The following is an 18,813-nucleotide window of genomic DNA, read 5'->3' on the forward strand; positions in this document are numbered from 1 at the left end:
CTATACTCACCCGAAGAGTGTTGGAACTACTTCAGGGCTGCCGGATATGTCTCAGGTTAAAGGCCGGATGCTTTAGGGCGTCACGCAGACTTTCGCGTCACGGAAGCTGGCGGGCCGCCTCCTTTCTGGCGAAGGGTTTCATGCGGTCGCCGTAGGTTTCGAGAAAGACGCGCACCGGCTGCGGATCACGCTTCGACAGTTCGCGGAGCCACCACGCGACGGCTTTCTGGATGAACCATTCGGTGTCTTCGACATAGCCAGCGGCCCAGCCGAGGATGCGTTCGCGTGCCTCGCGTTCGGCAGGTTTCGGGTCGCGCTGTTTCGTCCAGGGCAGTGTCATCACGAGGGCGGCGCGGCGCGTCCAAATATGATCCGACATCGTCCAGCTTTCGACCTGGTCGAGTCTGGCCGGAACCCAGACAAGGCGCTTCTGTCCCGCAATCGCGGCGTGATCGGCTAGGGCCCAGGCGTCAAATTCCGGAACCCACGACGCGATGAGGGCCCAGGCCGCGCTGTCGTCGGGGCGGATGCGTGCCTGGGTGAGGAGTTTCGCTGCGGCAACGCGGCCTTCGTGCACGTTACTGTGCCAAAGCCCGGAGGCGAGAGCGAGGCGATCGTCCAGCCCAAGCTCTTGCCGCCACGCCTTGGCGAGGGCGTCGATATCGGGATTGGCGGTGCCGAGATAGGGGCGACCTGCCTTGTGGTAGGCCGCCATTTCGGCGGCTTTACCGGGGATGGCGCGGGCCGCGATCTCTGCCAGAGCGGCCTCGGGCGTCACTCCACAGTCACCGATTTCGCGAGGTTCCGCGGCTGATCCACATCCGTGCCCTTTGCGACCGCCGTGTGGTAGGCAAGAAGCTGCGCGGGAATCGCGTAGAGGATCGGGGCAAAAAGCGTCTCCACCGACGGCATCTGAAGCACCTGCCATGTGCCTTCGCCCGCGGTCACTGCCCCGGCGGAATCGGTGATGAGAAGCACCTTGCCACCACGGGCCATCACCTCCTGCATGTTCGAAACGGTCTTGTCGAAGAGCGCATCGCGAGGGGCCATGACGATCACCGGAACAGCAGGGTCGATCAGGGCGATGGGGCCGTGCTTGAGCTCTCCCGACGCATAGCCTTCGGCGTGGATGTAGCTGATTTCCTTGAGCTTCAGTGCGCCTTCCATAGCCAGCGGATACATCGCGCCACGTCCGAGGAAGAGGATGTCGCGCGCCTTTGAAAGCTCTTGCGAGACTGCGGCGATCGCGCCGTCCGCGCCAAGTGCCTGGGAGATGAGACCGGGCAGAGTACGTAACGACGTGACGCTCTGGTCTATATCCTGTGCACTGATTTCGTTCCGGTCGCTTGCGGCCTTGAGGGCGAGGAGCGCGAGGACGGTAAGCTGGCAGGTGAAGGCCTTGGTCGATGCCACGCCGATCTCGGTGCCCGCGAGGATCGGAAGCGCGAGGTCGGCCTCGCGCGCGATCGAGCTTTCGGTGACATTGACGACGGCGAGTGTCATCGCCTTCGCCTCGCAATAACGGAGCGCCGCGAGTGTGTCGGCGGTTTCGCCGGACTGGCTGACGAAGATCGCCAGCGTATTGGCGCCGATGGGCGGTTCGCGGTAGCGGAACTCGGAGGCCACGTCGATGTCTACCGGCAGGCGGGCCACGCTTTCGAACCAGTAGCGCGCGGTGAGGCAGGCGTAGTAGGCCGTGCCGCAGGCGACCATGACGATCCGGTCGAACCGGGAGAAATCGAGGTCACGGGGCAGTCTGAGGCTGCCGTCTTCACCGACATAATGCTGAAGCGCATCGGCCATGACGGTGGGTTGTTCGGCGATCTCCTTGGCCATGAAGTGGCGGTGGCCCCCCTTCTCAATTGCGCGGGTGTCGATCTGGATGCGTTTGACGGGGCGGTTGGCGCGCCGGCCCTCGGCATCGATGATGTCGGCGCCCTGGCGAGTGAGGACAACGCGGTCGCCTTCTTCGAGATAGGTTACGCGGTCCGTGAAGCCCGACAGTGCGATGGCATCCGAGCCAAGGAACATCTCGCCTTCGCCATGGCCGATGGCGAGGGGCGATCCGCGCCGGGCGCCAATGATCAGATCGTCTTCGCCTTCGAAGAGAAAGGCGAGTGCGAACGCGCCTTCCAGCCGTGCGATCGTCTGTTCGGCAGCGTCGCGGGGCGCAAGGCCCTGATCGAGATAATGCTGGGCGAGAAGGGCGACGGTTTCGGTGTCGGTGTCGGTCTCCGTCTCGTAGCCCTTTTCGGAGAGGTCCGCCCGCAACTCCCGGAAATTCTCGATGATCCCGTTATGCACGACGGCAACGGGGCCGGCCTTGTGGGGGTGTGCGTTCTTGATCGAAGGCGCGCCATGCGTGGCCCAGCGGGTGTGGCCGATGCCGCTTTTGCCTGCGAGCGGCTCGTGCACCAGAAGGTCGGCTAGGTTGACCAGCTTGCCCATGGCGCGGCGCCTGTCGAGCCGGCCCGCGTCGATGGTGGCGACGCCCGCGCTGTCATAGCCACGGTATTCAAGACGTTTCAGTGCGTCGAGGAGCGCGGGGGCCGCCTCGTGATCGCTCAGGATGCCGACAATGCCACACATGGCCTAACCCTTGTATTGTTTCGTCTGCTGTGCCGCTTTCGCAGCCCTTAGTCTGCCCATCAGCCGGGTGGCGAAGCCCGGCTTGTTTTCCTGCTTGCCCCGGGCAAGCGCGAGTGCGCCGGCAGGTACATCCTGCGTGATGACGGAGCCGCAGGCGGTCATCGCCTCGTCACCCACGGTTACAGGCGCGACGAGCATCGTATCCGATCCGATGAAGGCACGGGCGCCGATTGTTGTGCGGTGCTTGAAGACGCCATCATAGTTGCAGGTAATGGTGCCGGCCCCGATGTTCGTCTTTTCGCCGATGCTGGCGTCGCCCACGTAGCTAAGGTGATTGACCTTCGCGCCCTCGCCGATCCCGGCATTCTTGATCTCGACGAAGTTTCCTATGTGGACGTCGTTGCCAAGCTCCGCGCCGGGGCGCAGGCGGGCATAGGGGCCGACAATGGCGCCACGGCCCACATGGCAGCCTTCGAGATGGCTGAAGGCGCGGATGCGTGCCCCGGTCTCAACAGTCACGCCGGGGCCGAAAACCACGTTGGGTTCGATGAGCGCGTCGCGCCCGATCACCGTATCATGGCTGAAGAATACGGTGTCCGGAGCGGTGAGGGTGACGCCAGCATCGAGCGCTTCGGCACGCATGCGGGCCTGGAAGGCAGCTTCCGCAGCGGCGAGATCAGCACGCGAATTGACCCCCAGGGTTTCCGCCTCGTCGCAGATCACGGCCCTTGCAACAAGGCCTCTGGCGCGAGCGAGGGCGGGGACATCGGTGAGATAGTACTCGCCCTGCGCGTTATCGTTGGTGACGTCATTCAGCAAGTCGAAGAGAAGCGTGGCGTCGGCCATCACGATCCCGGAATTGCAGGTCCGGATCGCGCGCTGTTCGTTCGAGGCATCCTTCCATTCGACAATGGCATTCAGAGTGTCGCCATCGAGGACAAGCCTCCCGTAGCGCCCCGGATCCGCCGCCTCGAAACCGAGCACTACGATATCAGCGCCCTCATTGCGCGCGGCTCGCATCCGTTCGAGCGTTTCGCCACGGATAAAGGGTGTGTCGCCGTAAAGCACCACGGCGTCGCCTGCCTTGCCCGACAGCGCGTCCCGCGCCGTCAGCACCGCGTGACCGGTGCCAAGCTGTTCTTCCTGAACCGCGACGGCGACGTCTTCGCCAAAGTCTTCGGCAACCTTCGCAACATGCTCGCCGCCGTGGCCGACCACAAGCACCTGGGTGTCGGGCTCGAGCGGTGCGGCTGAGCGGAGGGCGTGAACGAACAGCGGCAGACCCCCCACCTCGTGCAGGATCTTGGGAAGGTCCGACTGCATGCGTGTGCCCTGGCCCGCGGCCAGAAGGATCAAATGTGCCGGCATCACTGCTCTTTCCTTTTCTTCGTGCTCGTTTTACGGCAAGCGGGCCGTGCCGCAAGGGAGGCGCCAATCACTTAAGGTGTCGCTAGGTTACAGCGAAAGTGTAGTGAGAGCAGCGTGGGATGGATATGCGCACGGTAATTTTCGATCTCGATGGCACGCTTGCCGATACCAGTGGCGATCTGATCCGTGCGGCGAATGCCTGTTTCCGGCGTCTGGGACATGGCGACCTTCTGGATCCGATCTCCGATGCCGGAACCGCATTCCGCGGTGGGCGCGCGATGCTACGGCTTGGATTTTCGCGGGTGGGTCTGAACGACGAGGCGCTTGTCGATGCCGAGTTTCAGCCGTTCATAGAGTTCTACCGGGACGCGATCGATGTCGAAACGCGGTTCTATCCCGGAGCGCTCGACGCGATCGAAACGTTGCGGCTTCGGGGCTATGCCGTCGGCATCTGTACGAACAAGCCCGAGGGACTGGCCGAGCTTCTGATGACGCGGCTCGGTGCACGGGAGATGTTCGCCTCTCTTGTCGGGGCCGATACTCTGAGCGTCCGGAAACCTGATCCGGCACCCTACCTCGCAGCGGTAACGCGCGCCGGCGGAGATCCGCGAAGGTCCTGCCTGATCGGCGATACGGAAACCGATCGCGAAACCGCGCGGGCTGCGGGCGTGCCCTGCGCGCTCGTGACATTCGGGCCGGACGGAAACGGTGTGGCGGATCTTTCGCCCGAGGGGTTGTTGCCGGACTATGCCGCGCTGCCGCGTGTCGTCTCCGAGATGATCGGCTGAGCAAGCGCTTCGGTCAGGGGGCGGAGGCCCGCGCTGTCGACATCGTGGATCGCTGTGAACAGCCGGTTTGCGCCGTCCGGGCCGAGACTGGGCGTCGCCATCGCATGAAATTTCTCGGTCAGTTCGGCGTCACTTGGCGGGGCCGCGGCATCCCATTTCGGCGAGTGCCAATCGCTTGAAACCTTGCGCCCGTCTGCAAGCGTCAAAGTCACACGCGCGAAGCGGCCTGACGGGAAATTCCGGTTGGCGTGGTCATGCTCCGTCATCTCCAAGGCAGCCGACAGGCGGAGGATTTCGGGGTCGGTCAAAGCCTCGCCTTGCAGGTCTTCCGGCGTAATCCGGCCGCGGGCGAGCGCGACAGCCACCGGGAAAGACGTGGAATACTGCGCCTCTTCTGTATTTCGGGGGTGCGAGACCGCAAGACGAGTGGATTCGTGAAATGTCTCTACATGGAGTGCCGTGATTTCGGATGGTCGGAGCTTGTGGTCGCGCAAAAGCGAAAGTGCCGCTTCGACCGGGGGCTGAGCCCAGCGGCAGACCGGGTAGGGTTTGAAGTATTGTTCGAGGATCAGCCAGCGCTGGCCAAGATCGGCCCATGCTGGGCCCTCGAACGTAAGGGCCGGGGCCCCGGTGAAACCGTCGCGCGCGAGGTATGCGGCGGAGACGCCGGCCATCGCGCCCCAGCCCGAGCCGTCCTTCACCATTGTGGGATGATCGATGCAGCGCATCATCTGGCTGCGGGGGCCGTGGTATTCTGCGATCCCCACCGCGTGGGCCGTGGCGTTTTGGGAGAGCCTCATGAGGCGTGCGCCGGCTGCGGCGGCGGCCGGGGCAACCCAAGCGCCCGAGGTGTGATAATCGCCTGCTGTGGCGTGAAGCGTCACGGCGAGGCGCGCGCCGAGTTCGTAGCCCAGAACGAGAGTGGTCAGAAATTCCCGACCATCGTCTTGCGCCAGATCCGTGGCGATGGCCCAGGCAGCCGGCACGAGCCCGCAACCGATATGTCCCTTAGCGGGGTTGTAGCCGTCGTGGCCGTCGACTGCATCGATCGTCATGCCGAGCGCAAGTGCCGCGCCGGCGGGCGATGCGCGGCGACTGTCAAAGGCAATGGGGCCCTGGCCGCCGAACTGGGCCGCAGCGTGGGCGCGGATGATGCGCGATAATTCGGTGCCAGCGCCGGCCGCACCGACGCCCAGCAGATCGAGCAGGCAGCGTTTCGCCTGTGTGCGCACGTTCTCTGGCAGGTCGGACCAGCTCAGATCATGAATTGCCTCGATGGGTGTCATGACCTGAGCCTGCGCGTTCCGGCCTTTAACGGCCACGCCAAACCCGACATCTGCACCTGTCGCAAGCGACATTGACGCCGCCTGTCACCCACGACAGGATCGCGGCCCATGGAAGAGATGTTCGAAGGCAGTTTTACCCAGCAACTTCCGCTGAGCGACGCGGCGATAGAGGCCGCTGTGCGGGTGATGCGCTCCGGGCGGCTGCACCGCTACAACAGCTTGCCTGGAGAGGTGGCGGAGGCTGCCGCGCTCGAGGCCGAATTCGCCGCCTATATGGGGGCGAAATACTGCGTAGCCGTCACATCGGGTGGGGCGGCGATGGCGATGGCGCTTCGTGCAACCGGCGTCGCACCAGGCGATGCCGTGTTGTCGAACGCCTTTACCCTCGCTCCTGTGCCAGGGGCGATTGCCGGTGTCGGGGCAAGGCCCGTCTTCGTCGGAGTGACGGAAGATCTGACGATCGACCTCGAAGATCTTGCTGCGAAGGCAGACGCGAGCGGCGCGCGGGTACTGCTTCTCAGCCACATGCGGGGTCATATCTGCGATATGGACAGGCTTATGGAGGTCGTGCACGCCCACGAACTTACCGTGATCGAGGACTGTGCGCACACGATGGGTGCGCGGTGGGACGGCACGCTTTCCGGGCGGCACGGGGCCGTGGCCTGCTATTCAACCCAGACCTACAAGCATATGAACTCCGGCGAGGGCGGGTTTCTTGTCACCGATGATGAAGAGATCGCGGCGCGGGCGGTTTTTCTTTCCGGGTCCTACATGTTTCCAGAGAGGCATGGTGCGATCCCGCCGGGAGAGGTGTTCGAACGGCTGAAGCGCGACGTACCGAACATGTCGAGCCGGATGGACAACCTGCGTGCTGCGGTGCTGCGGGAGCAATTGAAGCACCTCGACACGGATTGCGTGGCATGGACCGAGCGGTATCGCGCAGTTGAGGCCGGATTGCGCAATCTGCCGGGCCTTCGGGTGATCGAGCGGCCGGAAAAGGAGGCTTTCGTCGGCTCGTCGATCCAGTTTCGGCTGCCCGACTGGCCGGCGCCGGATGTTGCGGCCTTTGTCGAGCGGTGCAAAGCGCGTGGGGTAGAGTTGAAGTGGTTCGGAGCGGCGGAACCGCAGGGTTTCACTTCCACTTATGCGGATTGGCGTTATGCCGAGCCTGAGCGTTTGCCGGAGACGGACAGGGTTCTGGCGGGACTTCTCGACATGCGCATTCCTCTGACCTTCAGCCTCGACGACTGTGCGCTGATTGCACGGATCATTTCGGACGAGGCTCGGCGGGGATCCGCCGCCCGGCCTGCTGCAGAGTAATCCCCTATTGGCGTTCGGGCCGAGGCCTGTCAGGACTGCGCGCAACCGAACGATGCAGGGGTCGTCCCGACACCAGGGCGAACCGGCGAGCAGCCCCCCGAGGCGCAAACGGCCCGAGAGGCCCGGCGCGGCTCGGGGGTTTCACCTTTCAGAATTGCGCTATTCTACCTGCACTGCCGCGGACATCCGGGCATGCAGAGATTGACCGGCGTGCCGGTTTTGCACTATTAACTGAACGAACGTTCAGTAATTCGGGAGGCAACCGATGTTCACCGCGACCATGCGCTTCGATCTGGGCGAGGATATCGAAGCGCTGCGCGACATGGTGCATCGCTGGGCGCAGGAGCGGGTCAAGCCGATTGCGGGTGAGGTTGACCGGTCGAACGTCTTTCCATCGGAGCTTTGGAGCGAGATGGGAGAGCTTGGCCTTCTGGGCATAACGGTTGAGGAGGAATATGGCGGTGCCGGCATGGGCTACCTTGCTCATACGGTCGCGGTGGAAGAGATTTCGCGTGTCTCCGCCTCGATTGGCCTGAGTTACGGGGCCCATTCCAACCTCTGCGTGAACCAGATCCGCCTCAATGGTACGGAGGCGCAGAAATCGAGATACCTGCCAAAGCTTGTCTCCGGAGAGCATGTGGGCGCGCTGGCGATGTCAGAAGCGGGCGCGGGATCCGACGTCGTCGGCATGAAGCTTCGCGCCGAGAAGCGGAACGATCACTACCGGCTGAACGGGACGAAATACTGGATCACGAACGGGCCGGATGCCGACACTCTGGTCGTCTACGCCAAGACCGACCCAGAGGCCGGATCGAAGGGTATCACCGCCTTCCTGATCGAAAAGGATATGGCGGGATTTTCGACGTCACCGCATTTCGACAAGATGGGGATGCGCGGCTCGAACACCGGTGAGCTTGTTTTCGAGGATGTCGAAGTGCCGTTCGAAAACGTTCTGGGCGAAGAGGGCCGGGGCGTTGCGGTGCTGATGTCCGGGCTCGATTACGAGCGGGTCGTTCTGTCTGGGGTAAACATCGGGATCATGGCGGGCTGCCTCGATGAGGTGATGCCGTACATGCGCGAGCGCAAGCAGTTCGGTAAACCGATCGGGGATTTTCAGCTCATGCAGGGGAAAATCGCGGATATGTACACCGCGCTCGGTACGGCACGCGCTTATGCCTACGAAGTGGCAAAGGCTTGCGACAGGGGTGAGGTGACGCGGCAGGATGCGGCAGCCTGCGTCCTTTATGCCTCTGAAGAGGGCATGAAGGTGGCGCATCAGGCTGTTCAGGCGATGGGTGGTGCGGGTTTTCTTGCCGATGCGCCGGTGGCACGCATGTTCCGCGACGCCAAGCTGATGGAGATCGGCGCCGGAACAAGCGAGATCCGGCGGATGTTGATCGGGCGGGAGCTCATGTCCACCATGGGCTGAGCCTGGGGCGAGAAAGGCCACGCAATGGCGCCGAATATCCATATGGCAGGCATGAGACGACCGGTGCGCTTTCCGCTTCGCATCGCGCTTTTTCTTGCAGCGTTCGCCTTTATGGCAATTCCGGCCAATGCGCAGGATCTGACCTTTTCGCAGGAGCCGACGCTTGCGTGCCTTGATGCTGGGGGTAGTGAAGAGTGCATCGGGCGCGCAGCAGATGTCTGCATAGACACACCGGATGGCTACACAACCGTAGGCATGGGCTTTTGCTTTGATGCCGAACGGCAGGTCTGGGACGCGCGGCTCAACGCCGCCTATCAGGCACTGCTGGTTCGGGAGGCGGCTGCGGAAGAGGAGATGCGCCGGATCGGGGCCACCGTGCCGCCGACCGTGGCACCGCTTCGTGAGATGCAAAGGGCCTGGATCCCGTTTCGGGATGCGGCCTGCCATTATGAGCGGGCACAGTGGGGCGGCGGCACCGGGCAGGGCCCAGCCACGGCGGCGTGCCTGATGCAGGAAACCGGGCGGCAGGCCTTGCGGCTTGAAGCAAGGCTGGCCGAGTTCGAGGAGCGGTGATGCGATGACCGACGAGGCCCTGATCGATCGCCTGCTTGCAGAGCAGGACGCCTACCGGAGCGCGCCGCCTTCGGCCCTGCCGCGAGCGATCCGCATGGTGGCCAAGCCCGTGTCGATGCTGACAAGCAGGCTGATCCCTGCGGAGGCGATCGAAGCGGTGCTGCGAGGCGCGGACTGGGCGGCAAGCGCCTCGATCCGCAGGGCGGCGATCACCCATGATTTCAGCGATCTTCAGGCTTGCGAGGATGCTGCCGCCGAAATTCGGCGCTGGGCCCTGGGCTATGCCGTGACGGGGGGTGGCGCCGCCGGTGCGTTCGGGGCGATCGGGCTTGCCGTCGATGTGCCCGCGACGATCACCCTCGCTCTTCGCACCGCGCGGCTGACGGGCCTTTGTTACGGTTTTGGGGGTGATGGCGTTGAGGAACGGGTGTTCATACTCGATATCCTTCAACTCGCCGGTGCGAATTCGGTGGAGGAGAAACAGACGGCCCTGCAGCGGCTTGCGGAAGACAGAAGCCAGCTTCCGACCGAGACATGGGGCCGGATCGTCAAGCTGACCGGGCAGACCGCCGGCGCACAGGCGACGGCGCACCGCGTGGCGCGGGTGCTCGGCGTGAACCTCTCGACCAGAAAGGTCGCGCAGCTTGCCCCGCTGGTCGGCGCGGCGATCGGGGCAGGGGTGAACGCAGCCTTTCAGAACGACGTGGCCCAGGCTTCGCGGCACGCCTATCGCGAACGATGGCTGACAGTGAACGAGGGTATCGTTCGGGGTGAGATTGTTAAGCATCGGGAGGGGGACTCTTGAGCCGGATCGTCTCGCAATTCATGGCCGGATCGGACGAGGCCCGGTCGAACCGGGCGGCGCATCTCGAGGCGCTGAAGGTTGTTGAGGAGGCAGCCGCGCTTGCCGCAGCAGGCGGCGGTGCGCGGGCGCGGGAACGCCATGTGTCCCGCGGAAAGATGCTGCCCCGGGACCGGGTGGCGAACCTTCTCGATCCCGGTGCGCCTTTCCTGGAGGTCGGGGCAACGGCGGCGCATGGAATGTACGGGGGAGATGCGCCCGCGGCCGGTGCGATTGCCGGGGTGGGCCGGGTTGCCGGCCGGGATGTGATGATTCTGGCGAACGATGCCACAGTGAAGGGCGGCACCTACTATCCCATGACCGTCAAGAAGCATCTTCGCGCGCAGGAGATCGCCGAGGAATGCCATCTGCCCTGCGTCTACCTCGTCGACTCGGGCGGCGCGAACCTGCCGAACCAGGACGAGGTGTTTCCCGACCGCGATCATTTCGGGCGGATCTTCTTTAATCAGGCGCGGATGAGCGCGAAGGGCATTCCGCAGATCGCGGCGGTCATGGGCTCCTGCACTGCGGGCGGTGCCTATGTGCCGGCGATGTCGGACGTGACCATAATCGTGAAGGAACAGGGAACGATCTTCCTCGCCGGGCCACCACTGGTAAAGGCGGCGACAGGCGAGGTGGTGAGTGCCGAGGAACTGGGCGGCGGAGATGTGCATACGCGTCTCTCGGGCGTCGCGGATTACCTGGCCGAGGACGACGCCCATGCGCTGGCGCTCGCGCGGCAGGCGGTGGCCGGGCTGAATCGTACCATACCGCGGAGCGTTGAGTGGCAGATGCCAGAACCACCCGCCTACGACCCGGATGAGCTTCTCTCCGTCGTTCCGGCCGACCTCCGCACACCCTACGACATTCGCGAGGTGATTGCGCGCCTTGTTGACGGCTCACGCTTCGACGAATTTAAGGCGCGGTTTGGTGAGACGCTCGTTTGCGGGTTCGCCCACGTCATGGGCTGCCCGGTGGGTATCATCGCGAATAACGGGGTTCTGTTTTCCGAAAGCGCGCAGAAGGGTGCGCATTTCGTCGAGCTTTGTTCTCAGCGGCGTATTCCATTGATTTTCCTGCAGAACATCACCGGCTTCATGGTGGGCCGAAAGTACGAGAACGAAGGAATCGCGCGGCACGGTGCGAAGATGGTTACGGCTGTCGCGACCACGGCTGTGCCAAAAGTGACGATGATCGTGGGAGGCTCTTTCGGCGCGGGGAATTACGGTATGGCGGGGCGGGCGTATCAACCGCGGTTCCTCTGGACGTGGCCGAACAGCCGGATCTCGGTTATGGGCGGCCCGCAGGCTGCAGGGGTTCTGGCGACGGTGAAGCGTGACGCGATCGAGCGGTCGGGCGGCGACTGGAGCGCCGAGGAGGAAGAGGCGTTCAAACGGCCCACGATCGAACAGTTCGAACGTCAGTCACATCCCCTTTACGCATCAGCGCGGCTTTGGGATGACGGCGTGATCGATCCGAGAAAAAGCCGCGAGGTGCTGTTCCTGAGCCTGCGTGCGGCGCTGAATGCCGGAATCGGGGAGACCCGGTTCGGCGTGTTCCGGATGTAGGAGTGGCGATGACGATGGCACAGCTTTCGGACGTTCAGCAAAGATACCCGGGTTCTGCGACCTTCACCTTCGGAGAGAGCGAAAGACTAAGCGACTGGCTTTTGAGTCTTGTCCACTCCGGGAAGAAGACCGCGACCTGCGGAGCGTTGCGGGATTTCGGCGAGGGTGGGGAGCCGATACCCGTCGTGGGCCGGCGCGACATCGCGCTGGAATGGGGCGGCTCGCCCGCCTTGGCGATCGAGACACTGGTAGTCAGGATCTGCCGGTTTTCGGAGGTCGAGGAAGCCTTCGCGCTGGCCGAAGGGGAGAATGACAGCCTGGACGGCTGGAGCCGCGATCACCGCATGTATTTCGAACGGAACGGGGGATGATCGGACGACATGGAACTTATCTGTGAGCGGTTCCGGATGGTCGAGGAATTCGCGAATGCATAGTCGCGATGTGGGAGCGAAAACGTTCTGATGTTCAAACGGATCCTGATTGCGAACCGGGGAGAGATTGCCTGCCGCGTGATCAAGACCTGCCGCCGGATGGGGGTGGGGACGGTGGCCGTCTTTTCTGATGCCGACCGTGCGGCGCTTCATGTGGAGATGGCGGATACGGCCGTGCATATCGGCGGGCCGCAACCATCGGATAGCTACTTGCGCGGTGACGCCATTATACGCGCTGCCAACCAGGCCGGTGCCGAAGCTATCCATCCCGGCTATGGCTTCCTGTCGGAGAATCCCGATTTCGTGGAGGCCGTCGAGGCCGCTGGGCTTACCTTCATCGGCCCGTCTGCCACGGGGATCCGGGCAATGGGGCTTAAGGATGCTGCAAAGGCACTGATGGAGCAGGCGGGCGTCCCCGTGGTGCCGGGATATCACGGGGCGGAGCAGGATCCCGAATACCTGGCCGGTGCTGCCGCGCAGATCGGCTATCCGGTGCTGATCAAGGCCGTGGCGGGCGGCGGCGGCAAGGGCATGCGCCGCGTCGACGATCCGGCCGGGTTCGCGGATGCGCTTGAGAGTGCGCGCCGCGAGGCCGCGGGCGCATTCGGGAATGATGCCGTGCTGATCGAGAAATACGTTGAAAAACCGCGGCATATCGAGGTTCAGGTCTTCGGCGACGGCACCCGTGCGGTGCATCTCTTCGAACGCGATTGTTCCCTGCAACGGCGTCATCAGAAGGTGATCGAGGAGGCGCCGGCGCCTGGAATGACTGCCGAAATGCGTGCCGCCATGGGCGAAGCTGCAGTGCGGGCGGCAGAGGCGATCGGGTACCGGGGCGCAGGTACGGTCGAGTTCATCGTGGACGGCGCCCATGGCCTTCGCCCCGACGGGTTCTGGTTCATGGAAATGAACACACGGCTTCAGGTCGAGCACCCTGTCACCGAGGCGATCACCGGCGTCGATCTCGTGGAATGGCAGTTGCGGGTTGCTGCTGGTGAGGCTCTGCCAGCGGGTCAGGAGGATCTGTCCATTTCGGGCCATGCCTTCGAGGCGCGGCTCTATGCCGAGGATGTGCCGGCCGGGTTCCTGCCAGCGACGGGCCGGCTTTGGCATCTGGCGTTTCCGTACGGTGTACGCGCCGATAGCGGTGTGCGTGCGGGTGATGCCATCAGCCCGTGGTACGACCCGATGATCGCGAAGATCATCGTGCACGGGGCTACGCGATCCGTCGCCTTGCGTGCATTGGAGCGGGCATTGGCGGGGACGGAAGTTGCCGGATCGGTGACAAACCTAGCGTTCCTGCGGAAGCTGGCGTTGCACCAAGGGTTCGCAGCGGGCGATGTGGATACCGGGCTGATCGCGCGTGACCTTGATGCATTGGCTGATCCACCCCAGCCCTGCACGCGAAGCTGGTCTCTCGCGGCGCTCGGTGCGCTTGGGCTGAGTGCGCCAGGCGATGCACTGGAAGGTTTCAGCCTTTGGGCTCCACAGTGGCGGGAGACGCGCATCGCCTCGGGTGAGACGGAACGCACCGTGAGGGTCCGATGCCTTTCGGGCACTGCGCGCGAGGCCGAAATCTCCGATACGACGCATCGGTTTGACTGGCAGGGCGGCCGCTGGGCCGTGGACGGTGTGCCGGTGCCCGCGTCTATCGTATGTAATGGCGGCAATGTCAGCGTCTTCTGGGGCAACAACTATCACTTCCAGATCCCAGATCCCCTGGCCCGCGGCGGGGCCGCGGGGATGTCGGGAGATGTGATAGAGGCGCCGATGCCCGGCCAGGTGAAGGCGGTCTTCGCAGAGCCGGGTGCGGCAGTGGAAAAGGGCATGCGGCTTGCCGTGCTCGAGGCGATGAAAATGGAGCATGCCTTGACGGCGGCGCGTGACGGGGTGGTGGCCGAGGTGCTTGTGAACCCTGGCGCGCAGGTCGAGGCGGGCGCGGCCCTGATCCGGTTGGAGACTGAGACATGATACGGCTTCACCATGCCCACCAGACCCGATCAATGCGGGTGCTCTGGCTTCTTCACGAGATCGGCTGCCCGTTCGAGGTGGTCGTGCATCCCTTCGACAAGACGCTGAGATCCGACGCCTATCTTTCGCTTCATCCCGTTGGCCGTGTGCCTGCGCTTGAAATGGACGGCGACGTGATCTGGGAATCGGGCGCGATGATCGAAATCTTGTGCGAACGCTTCCCCGAGGCGGGACTGGGCCGTGAAACCGGGGATCCTGACCGGCAGGACTGGTTGGTCTGGGTGCATTTTGCCGAGACGTTGAGCCAGCATACCGCTGCGCTGACCCAACAGCACGTAGCGCTGTACGAAGACCATATGCGAAGCCCGATCGTGATGAAGCTTGAGGCTGCGCGGGTGGGCAAGTGTCTGGCGGCGATCGAAGGTCGGCTGTCGACGCCGGTTGAGAACCGCGACTACCTGCTGACGAGCGGGTTTTCGGCGGCCGACGTGGCAGTGGGACAGGCCGTTTACATGGCGCGGCATTTCTACAAACTCGATGACTTCCCCGAAGCGGCGGCGTGGTTCGAACGGATTACAGAGCGTCCCGGTTTTCAAGCATCCCTTCCACCGGAGGATGCAGAACGGCTCTACAGGCGCGATTTCTACGAGGCGTGGGATGACCCGCGCGGTTGAGATCTTCGAGGTCGGTCCGCGGGACGGGCTTCAGAACGAAGCACGAATGATCCCGTCTGCAGAAAAGATCTCGCTGATCGATTGCCTGAGCGGGGCCGGGTTCCGTCGGATCGAGGTTGCGAGTTTCGTGTCTCCGAAATGGGTTCCTCAGATGGCGGACGGGGCCGAGGTTCTCGCCGGAATCCGACGGGCGGACGGCGTGAGCTATGCCGCACTCACCCCGAACATGCGCGGGTTCGAGCGCGCGATCGAGGCTGGCGCCGACGAGATTGCGATATTCGCGAGCGCGAGCGAGGGATTCAGCCGCGCGAACCTCAATTGTTCGATTTCTGAAAGCCTGGAGCGGTTCTTGCCGGTCTGCGAGGCTGCGGATGTTCGGAATCTGCCCGTTCGCGGATATGTCTCATGCGTCACGGATTGTCCGTTTGACGGGCCTATAGACCCCGACGACGTCGCCCGCGTTGTCGAAGCCCTCGACAGAATGGGCTGCTACGAGATTTCGCTGGGTGATACGATTGGACGCGGCGTGCCTGAGACGATTTCGGCGATGCTCGAAGCCGTTCGCGAGATTGTGCCAGCCGAACGGCTCGCCGGCCATTACCACGATACCGGCGGGCGGGCGCTCGACAATATCGAGGTGTCTCTGGAACACGGGCTCAGGGTTTTCGATGCGGCCGTGGGCGGACTGGGCGGGTGTCCATACGCACCCGGCGCGGCAGGGAATGTGGCGACGGAAGTGGTGCTTGGCTGGCTCGATGCGCGAGGCTGGGAGACGGGGCTCAATCCCGAGATTGTGTCCCGTGCAGCCGGCATGGCGCGAAACATACGGAGCGAATGATGCAAAGCCCGCGAGAAAATCGGCGGAGGCCTGAATGCCAGGTGACGTGATCAGGGTGGAAACGGATGCGCGCGGGGTGGCAACGCTTTGGATGACGCGTGCCGAGAAGCACAACGCGCTCAATGCCGAATTGATCGCGGCCCTGCACGGGGCGGCGGACCGGCTTGGCTCGGATCCCGATGTGCGGGTCGTGGTGCTGGCAGGGGAGGGCAAGAGCTTCTGCGCCGGAGGCGACCTGAGATGGATGCAGGCGCAGATGGATGCAAGCGCGGCGGACCGGGGGCGCGAGGCGCGAAAGCTCGCGGAAATGCTCGAAGCCCTGAACAGTTTGCCGAAGCCGGTGATCGGCCGGGTGCATGGGAATGCGTTCGGAGGTGGCGTCGGGCTGGCCTGCATCTGCGATGTGTCGATCGGGGTTGCCGGTGCACGGTTCGGGCTGACCGAGACGAAGCTGGGCCTCATTCCGGCGACGATCGGACCGCATGTCATCGCCCGCCTGGGGGAAGCGATGGCGCGACGCGTGTTCATGTCGTCTCGGCTGTTCGATGCCGAAGAGGCCGTGACGCTGGGTGTGATCGCGAAGGCGGTGGCAGGCGGAGATCTTGACGCCGCGGTGGAGGCGGAAGTGGCGCCGTATCTTGCCTGTGCGCCCGGAGCGATTGCTGCAGCAAAGGCCCTGGCGCGTGCCTGTGGTGGTGGGGTGAGCCCCGAGATAATCGACGATACGATCAGGCGTCTTGTGGCACGCTGGGAGACGGAAGAAGCACGAGAAGGCGTTGCGGCCTTTTTCGAAAAGCGCCCTGCGGCCTGGGTAACCCCAGTCAAATGATCTTCGGCCGCTACCCGGTTTCGGAGGACTTGCAGGGCTGGATCGAAGAAAACGTCTCTGGGGGCCGCCGAGACAGGGATCCTGCGGCCGGATACGCCACTGTTGCTGCCGACGCCCGCGTTCTTTTCCGCACCGAAGGGGGAGAGCCACGAGGTCGTGGAGGCCGTGCTCGATGATCTGAAGCGGCATCTCGGCCTTCAAGGGGCGTCGATTTCGCTTGTTCCGCTCGATTTGCTCTCCGGCGATTGTCGACTGGATTACAATGCGTCGTCGGCAACGGCCGGCACGTGGCAATCGGATGGAAACAGCGGTGTGATCCGCTATGATCCCGAACTGGTCAAACGTCCACTGCCGCTGATCTCGACGCTGGCGCACGAATTGATGCATCACGTTCTGCATAGCCAAGCGAGCCACCCGCCCGGTGGCCCGGAGGCGGAGGAACTGGCCACGGATCTGCATGTGATCACATCCGGCCTTGGGGTGCTGAAACTGGCCGGTGCGGAAGTGATGGGGTGGCAGGGCTACATGACCCAGCCAACTCGCGCCCACGCACTGGCATTGTTACTGGCGGTGCAAGCGCAGCCCGAGAAGCAGGCATTGGAACATTTGCCCCCACGGGCCGCGAAGTTTCTGAGACATACGGTGAAGCAAGTGGCGGCTTCGGGCGTCGCGGCAGATATTCGCGAAGAATTTGGGTGGTCCGGCTAGTGCCTCGCGCCTAAAGCGGCAGCCAGACGCGTGTCGTGTAATGTGTTTCGCCCGCGTCGACTTCGACGTCCGCCCCCAGATCGGAGGCCACCTGCTCCACCAGCGTGGCGCCAAGCCGTGTCGAGGGGATGGGCTGAATCGGCTGATCGGTTTCGATAATGTTGCTGACGGCGATGTTCACTGCGTCGGCCTCGGTTTTCGCGCTGATGCGGATCTCGGCCCTGCCGCTTTCGTCCAGCCCATATTTCATGGAGTTGGTCAGAAGCTCGTTCAGGATCAGGGCAAGGCTCGTCGCCCGGTCACTGTCGAGTTGGACGTCTTCGCCCGCGATGTCGAGGTGTAGATCTTCGTCGGACATGCCGGCGACCGATATTGTCTGCTGTGTGAGTTGCGTGAGCATCGCGTGCAGAGACACGTCGATGCCGTCGGGGGCCAACTGCATGAGACCGTGGGCCCTAGAAATCGCTCCGATCCGTGTTTCCAGCCCGGCAAGCGCGTCTGCGGCCCCGGCAGAGGCCTCATCGCCGATGTCTTCCAATGACCGCCGCTCCATCCGCAGCATCGAGAGCGAGATCGCAAGGCTGTTTTTTATCCGGTGATTGGCTTCCTTGATCAGCGCCTCCCGGAAGGCGACTTCGCGCTCGAGTGCACGGCGATTCATCTCGACATCTGTGATGTCGACGAAAGAACCCACAAGCTTTTCCCTGCGGTCATCCGGGTCGGTGGCCACCTCGGCCCGCACGCGAATGAAGCGTTCGCTGCCATCAGCGTGCGCCACGCGGTAGTCGAAGGCTGCAATCTCGCCGCGCGGCGCGCCGAAGACCCGCTCCACTTCGGCGTGAACACCGGGCAGATCGTCCGGGGACACGCGTGCGAAGAACGGCGCGGCGCAATCCCCTGCCTCTCCCTCTACGAACCCGAACATCGCATCCACTGCGGGGCTGCGGACAAACCGATCGGTTTCGGGATCATAGCTGAAATAGCTAACTGCGGCGGTCGAACTCGCGGCGCGTTTCAGCGAGTCGGCAAGGCGGGCATCAAGCACGGACTGGGTGACATCCTGGCCGAGTTGCAGGATCGCCGCGACCTCGCCGTTCACGCTGACGGGGGACATGCGGATCAGCCAGTGATGTTCTACGAAGCGGCCGTCGCCTGTACTCAGATCATAGCGGTAGGGGCCGATTTGTTCGGGTTTTCCGCTTTTGACGATCCTGACGACCGAGTCGCGGATCGCCTGCATCGCGGCGCGGCCGTCGGCGTCTTCGCTGGGCGGGAAGGCCTCGAACATCCCCTGGCCGGTGATGTCGAACTCTTCGGATGCGGACATGCGGGCATGTGCTGGATTTCGCCACAGAAGTGTCAGCCGTTCATCGGGCCGGAAGAGCAAAAGCGCGGATGGCGACTGTTCCACTGCTTGGCCGAGAAGCTCGGCCACGCTACCCGTCGCGCCCCCCTGTGTGGAGATGTCATGCATTTCGATGGCGATTCGACCCGCGTTTTAGGCGAATTCCCTGTGGGACCGCACTGATACGGCGATCGCTATACCACGGTGCAGGTGCCCTGTCGCGATGACTTTGGGGAAGCCTCGATGTGCCGGCCG

Annotated in this window: 17 protein-coding genes; 12 read left to right on the top strand and 5 right to left on the bottom strand. The window is 63.7% G+C overall.

Annotated features, from left to right (window positions below):
- Positions 1 to 97: 97 nt before the first annotated feature.
- From RXV90_RS20945 to glmU, 3 genes are read right to left on the bottom strand one after another with little or no spacing between them, the layout of a single operon-like run.
- Positions 98 to 778, bottom strand: a complete 681-nt coding sequence (locus RXV90_RS20945) for a DNA alkylation repair protein (RefSeq protein ID WP_316651437.1) — start codon at positions 776 to 778, stop codon at positions 98 to 100.
- A complete protein-coding gene (gene glmS, locus RXV90_RS20950; RefSeq protein ID WP_316651439.1) occupies positions 775 to 2,589 on the bottom strand; it encodes a glutamine--fructose-6-phosphate transaminase (isomerizing) in 1,815 nt (604 codons plus the stop codon). Before glmS ends, RXV90_RS20945 begins: the two co-directional genes overlap by 4 nt.
- Positions 2,590 to 2,592: 3 nt before the next feature.
- Positions 2,593 to 3,957 (bottom strand): bifunctional UDP-N-acetylglucosamine diphosphorylase/glucosamine-1-phosphate N-acetyltransferase GlmU, encoded by a 1,365-nt coding sequence (gene glmU / locus RXV90_RS20955; RefSeq protein WP_316651440.1) that lies wholly within the window; start codon positions 3,955 to 3,957, stop codon positions 2,593 to 2,595.
- A gap of 125 nt (positions 3,958 to 4,082) precedes the next feature.
- Between glmU and RXV90_RS20960 the strand changes: the two genes are divergently transcribed.
- The gene (locus tag RXV90_RS20960) at positions 4,083 to 4,745 is read left to right on the top strand and encodes an HAD-IA family hydrolase (RefSeq protein ID WP_316651442.1); all 663 of its coding nucleotides are present in this window, start codon (positions 4,083 to 4,085) and stop codon (positions 4,743 to 4,745) included.
- Here the strand turns inward: RXV90_RS20960 and RXV90_RS20965 are convergent.
- Positions 4,703 to 6,103, bottom strand: coding sequence for an MmgE/PrpD family protein (locus tag RXV90_RS20965; RefSeq protein ID WP_316651444.1), 1,401 nt, complete (start codon positions 6,101 to 6,103; stop codon positions 4,703 to 4,705). The two genes, RXV90_RS20960 and RXV90_RS20965, sit on opposite strands and share 43 nt — an antisense overlap.
- 36 nt (positions 6,104 to 6,139) lie before the next feature.
- Here RXV90_RS20965 and RXV90_RS20970 point away from each other — a divergent pair, with 36 nt between their 5' ends.
- From RXV90_RS20970 to RXV90_RS21020, 11 genes are all read left to right on the top strand, one after another.
- Positions 6,140 to 7,351 (top strand): DegT/DnrJ/EryC1/StrS family aminotransferase, encoded by a 1,212-nt coding sequence (locus tag RXV90_RS20970; protein WP_316651446.1) that lies wholly within the window; start codon positions 6,140 to 6,142, stop codon positions 7,349 to 7,351.
- A 265-nt stretch (positions 7,352 to 7,616) separates the two neighbouring features.
- Positions 7,617 to 8,780, top strand: a complete 1,164-nt coding sequence (locus tag RXV90_RS20975; protein ID WP_316651448.1) for an isovaleryl-CoA dehydrogenase — start codon at positions 7,617 to 7,619, stop codon at positions 8,778 to 8,780.
- Between the two features lie 51 nt (positions 8,781 to 8,831).
- Complete coding sequence (locus RXV90_RS20980; RefSeq protein WP_316651450.1) at positions 8,832 to 9,353, top strand: lysozyme inhibitor LprI family protein; 522 nt, start codon at positions 8,832 to 8,834, stop codon at positions 9,351 to 9,353.
- 4 nt (positions 9,354 to 9,357) lie between these two features.
- Positions 9,358 to 10,158: an EcsC family protein gene (locus RXV90_RS20985; protein ID WP_316651452.1), complete on the top strand. Its 801-nt coding sequence runs from the start codon at positions 9,358 to 9,360 to the stop codon at positions 10,156 to 10,158.
- 20 nt (positions 10,159 to 10,178) lie between these two features.
- The gene (locus RXV90_RS20990; RefSeq protein ID WP_316651579.1) at positions 10,179 to 11,762 is read left to right on the top strand and encodes a carboxyl transferase domain-containing protein; all 1,584 of its coding nucleotides are present in this window, start codon (positions 10,179 to 10,181) and stop codon (positions 11,760 to 11,762) included.
- 8 nt (positions 11,763 to 11,770) lie between these two features.
- Positions 11,771 to 12,133: an ASCH domain-containing protein gene (locus RXV90_RS20995; RefSeq protein WP_316651455.1), complete on the top strand. Its 363-nt coding sequence runs from the start codon at positions 11,771 to 11,773 to the stop codon at positions 12,131 to 12,133.
- A gap of 90 nt (positions 12,134 to 12,223) precedes the next feature.
- On the top strand, positions 12,224 to 14,164 hold the full coding sequence (locus RXV90_RS21000; RefSeq protein WP_316651457.1) for an acetyl/propionyl/methylcrotonyl-CoA carboxylase subunit alpha: 1,941 nt from the start codon (positions 12,224 to 12,226) through the stop codon (positions 14,162 to 14,164).
- On the top strand, positions 14,161 to 14,838 hold the full coding sequence (locus tag RXV90_RS21005) for a glutathione S-transferase family protein (protein ID WP_316651458.1): 678 nt from the start codon (positions 14,161 to 14,163) through the stop codon (positions 14,836 to 14,838). Before RXV90_RS21000 ends, RXV90_RS21005 begins: the two co-directional genes overlap by 4 nt.
- Complete coding sequence (locus tag RXV90_RS21010; RefSeq protein ID WP_316651460.1) at positions 14,822 to 15,676, top strand: hydroxymethylglutaryl-CoA lyase; 855 nt, start codon at positions 14,822 to 14,824, stop codon at positions 15,674 to 15,676. Before RXV90_RS21005 ends, RXV90_RS21010 begins: the two co-directional genes overlap by 17 nt.
- A gap of 34 nt (positions 15,677 to 15,710) precedes the next feature.
- Positions 15,711 to 16,505: a crotonase/enoyl-CoA hydratase family protein gene (locus RXV90_RS21015; protein ID WP_316651462.1), complete on the top strand. Its 795-nt coding sequence runs from the start codon at positions 15,711 to 15,713 to the stop codon at positions 16,503 to 16,505.
- A 102-nt stretch (positions 16,506 to 16,607) separates the two neighbouring features.
- Entirely contained in the window at positions 16,608 to 17,213 is a 606-nt protein-coding gene (locus tag RXV90_RS21020) for a hypothetical protein (RefSeq protein ID WP_316651464.1), read from the top strand.
- A gap of 10 nt (positions 17,214 to 17,223) precedes the next feature.
- On the opposite strand, the gene RXV90_RS21025 is transcribed toward RXV90_RS21020, so the two are convergent.
- Positions 17,224 to 18,687, bottom strand: a complete 1,464-nt coding sequence (locus RXV90_RS21025) for a sensor histidine kinase (protein ID WP_316651466.1) — start codon at positions 18,685 to 18,687, stop codon at positions 17,224 to 17,226.
- Positions 18,688 to 18,813 lie beyond the last annotated feature (126 nt).

Source organism: Ovoidimarina sediminis (assembly GCF_032586175.1).
In the GTDB taxonomy this organism is placed as follows: Bacteria; Pseudomonadota; Alphaproteobacteria; order Rhodobacterales; family Rhodobacteraceae; genus Ovoidimarina; species Ovoidimarina sediminis.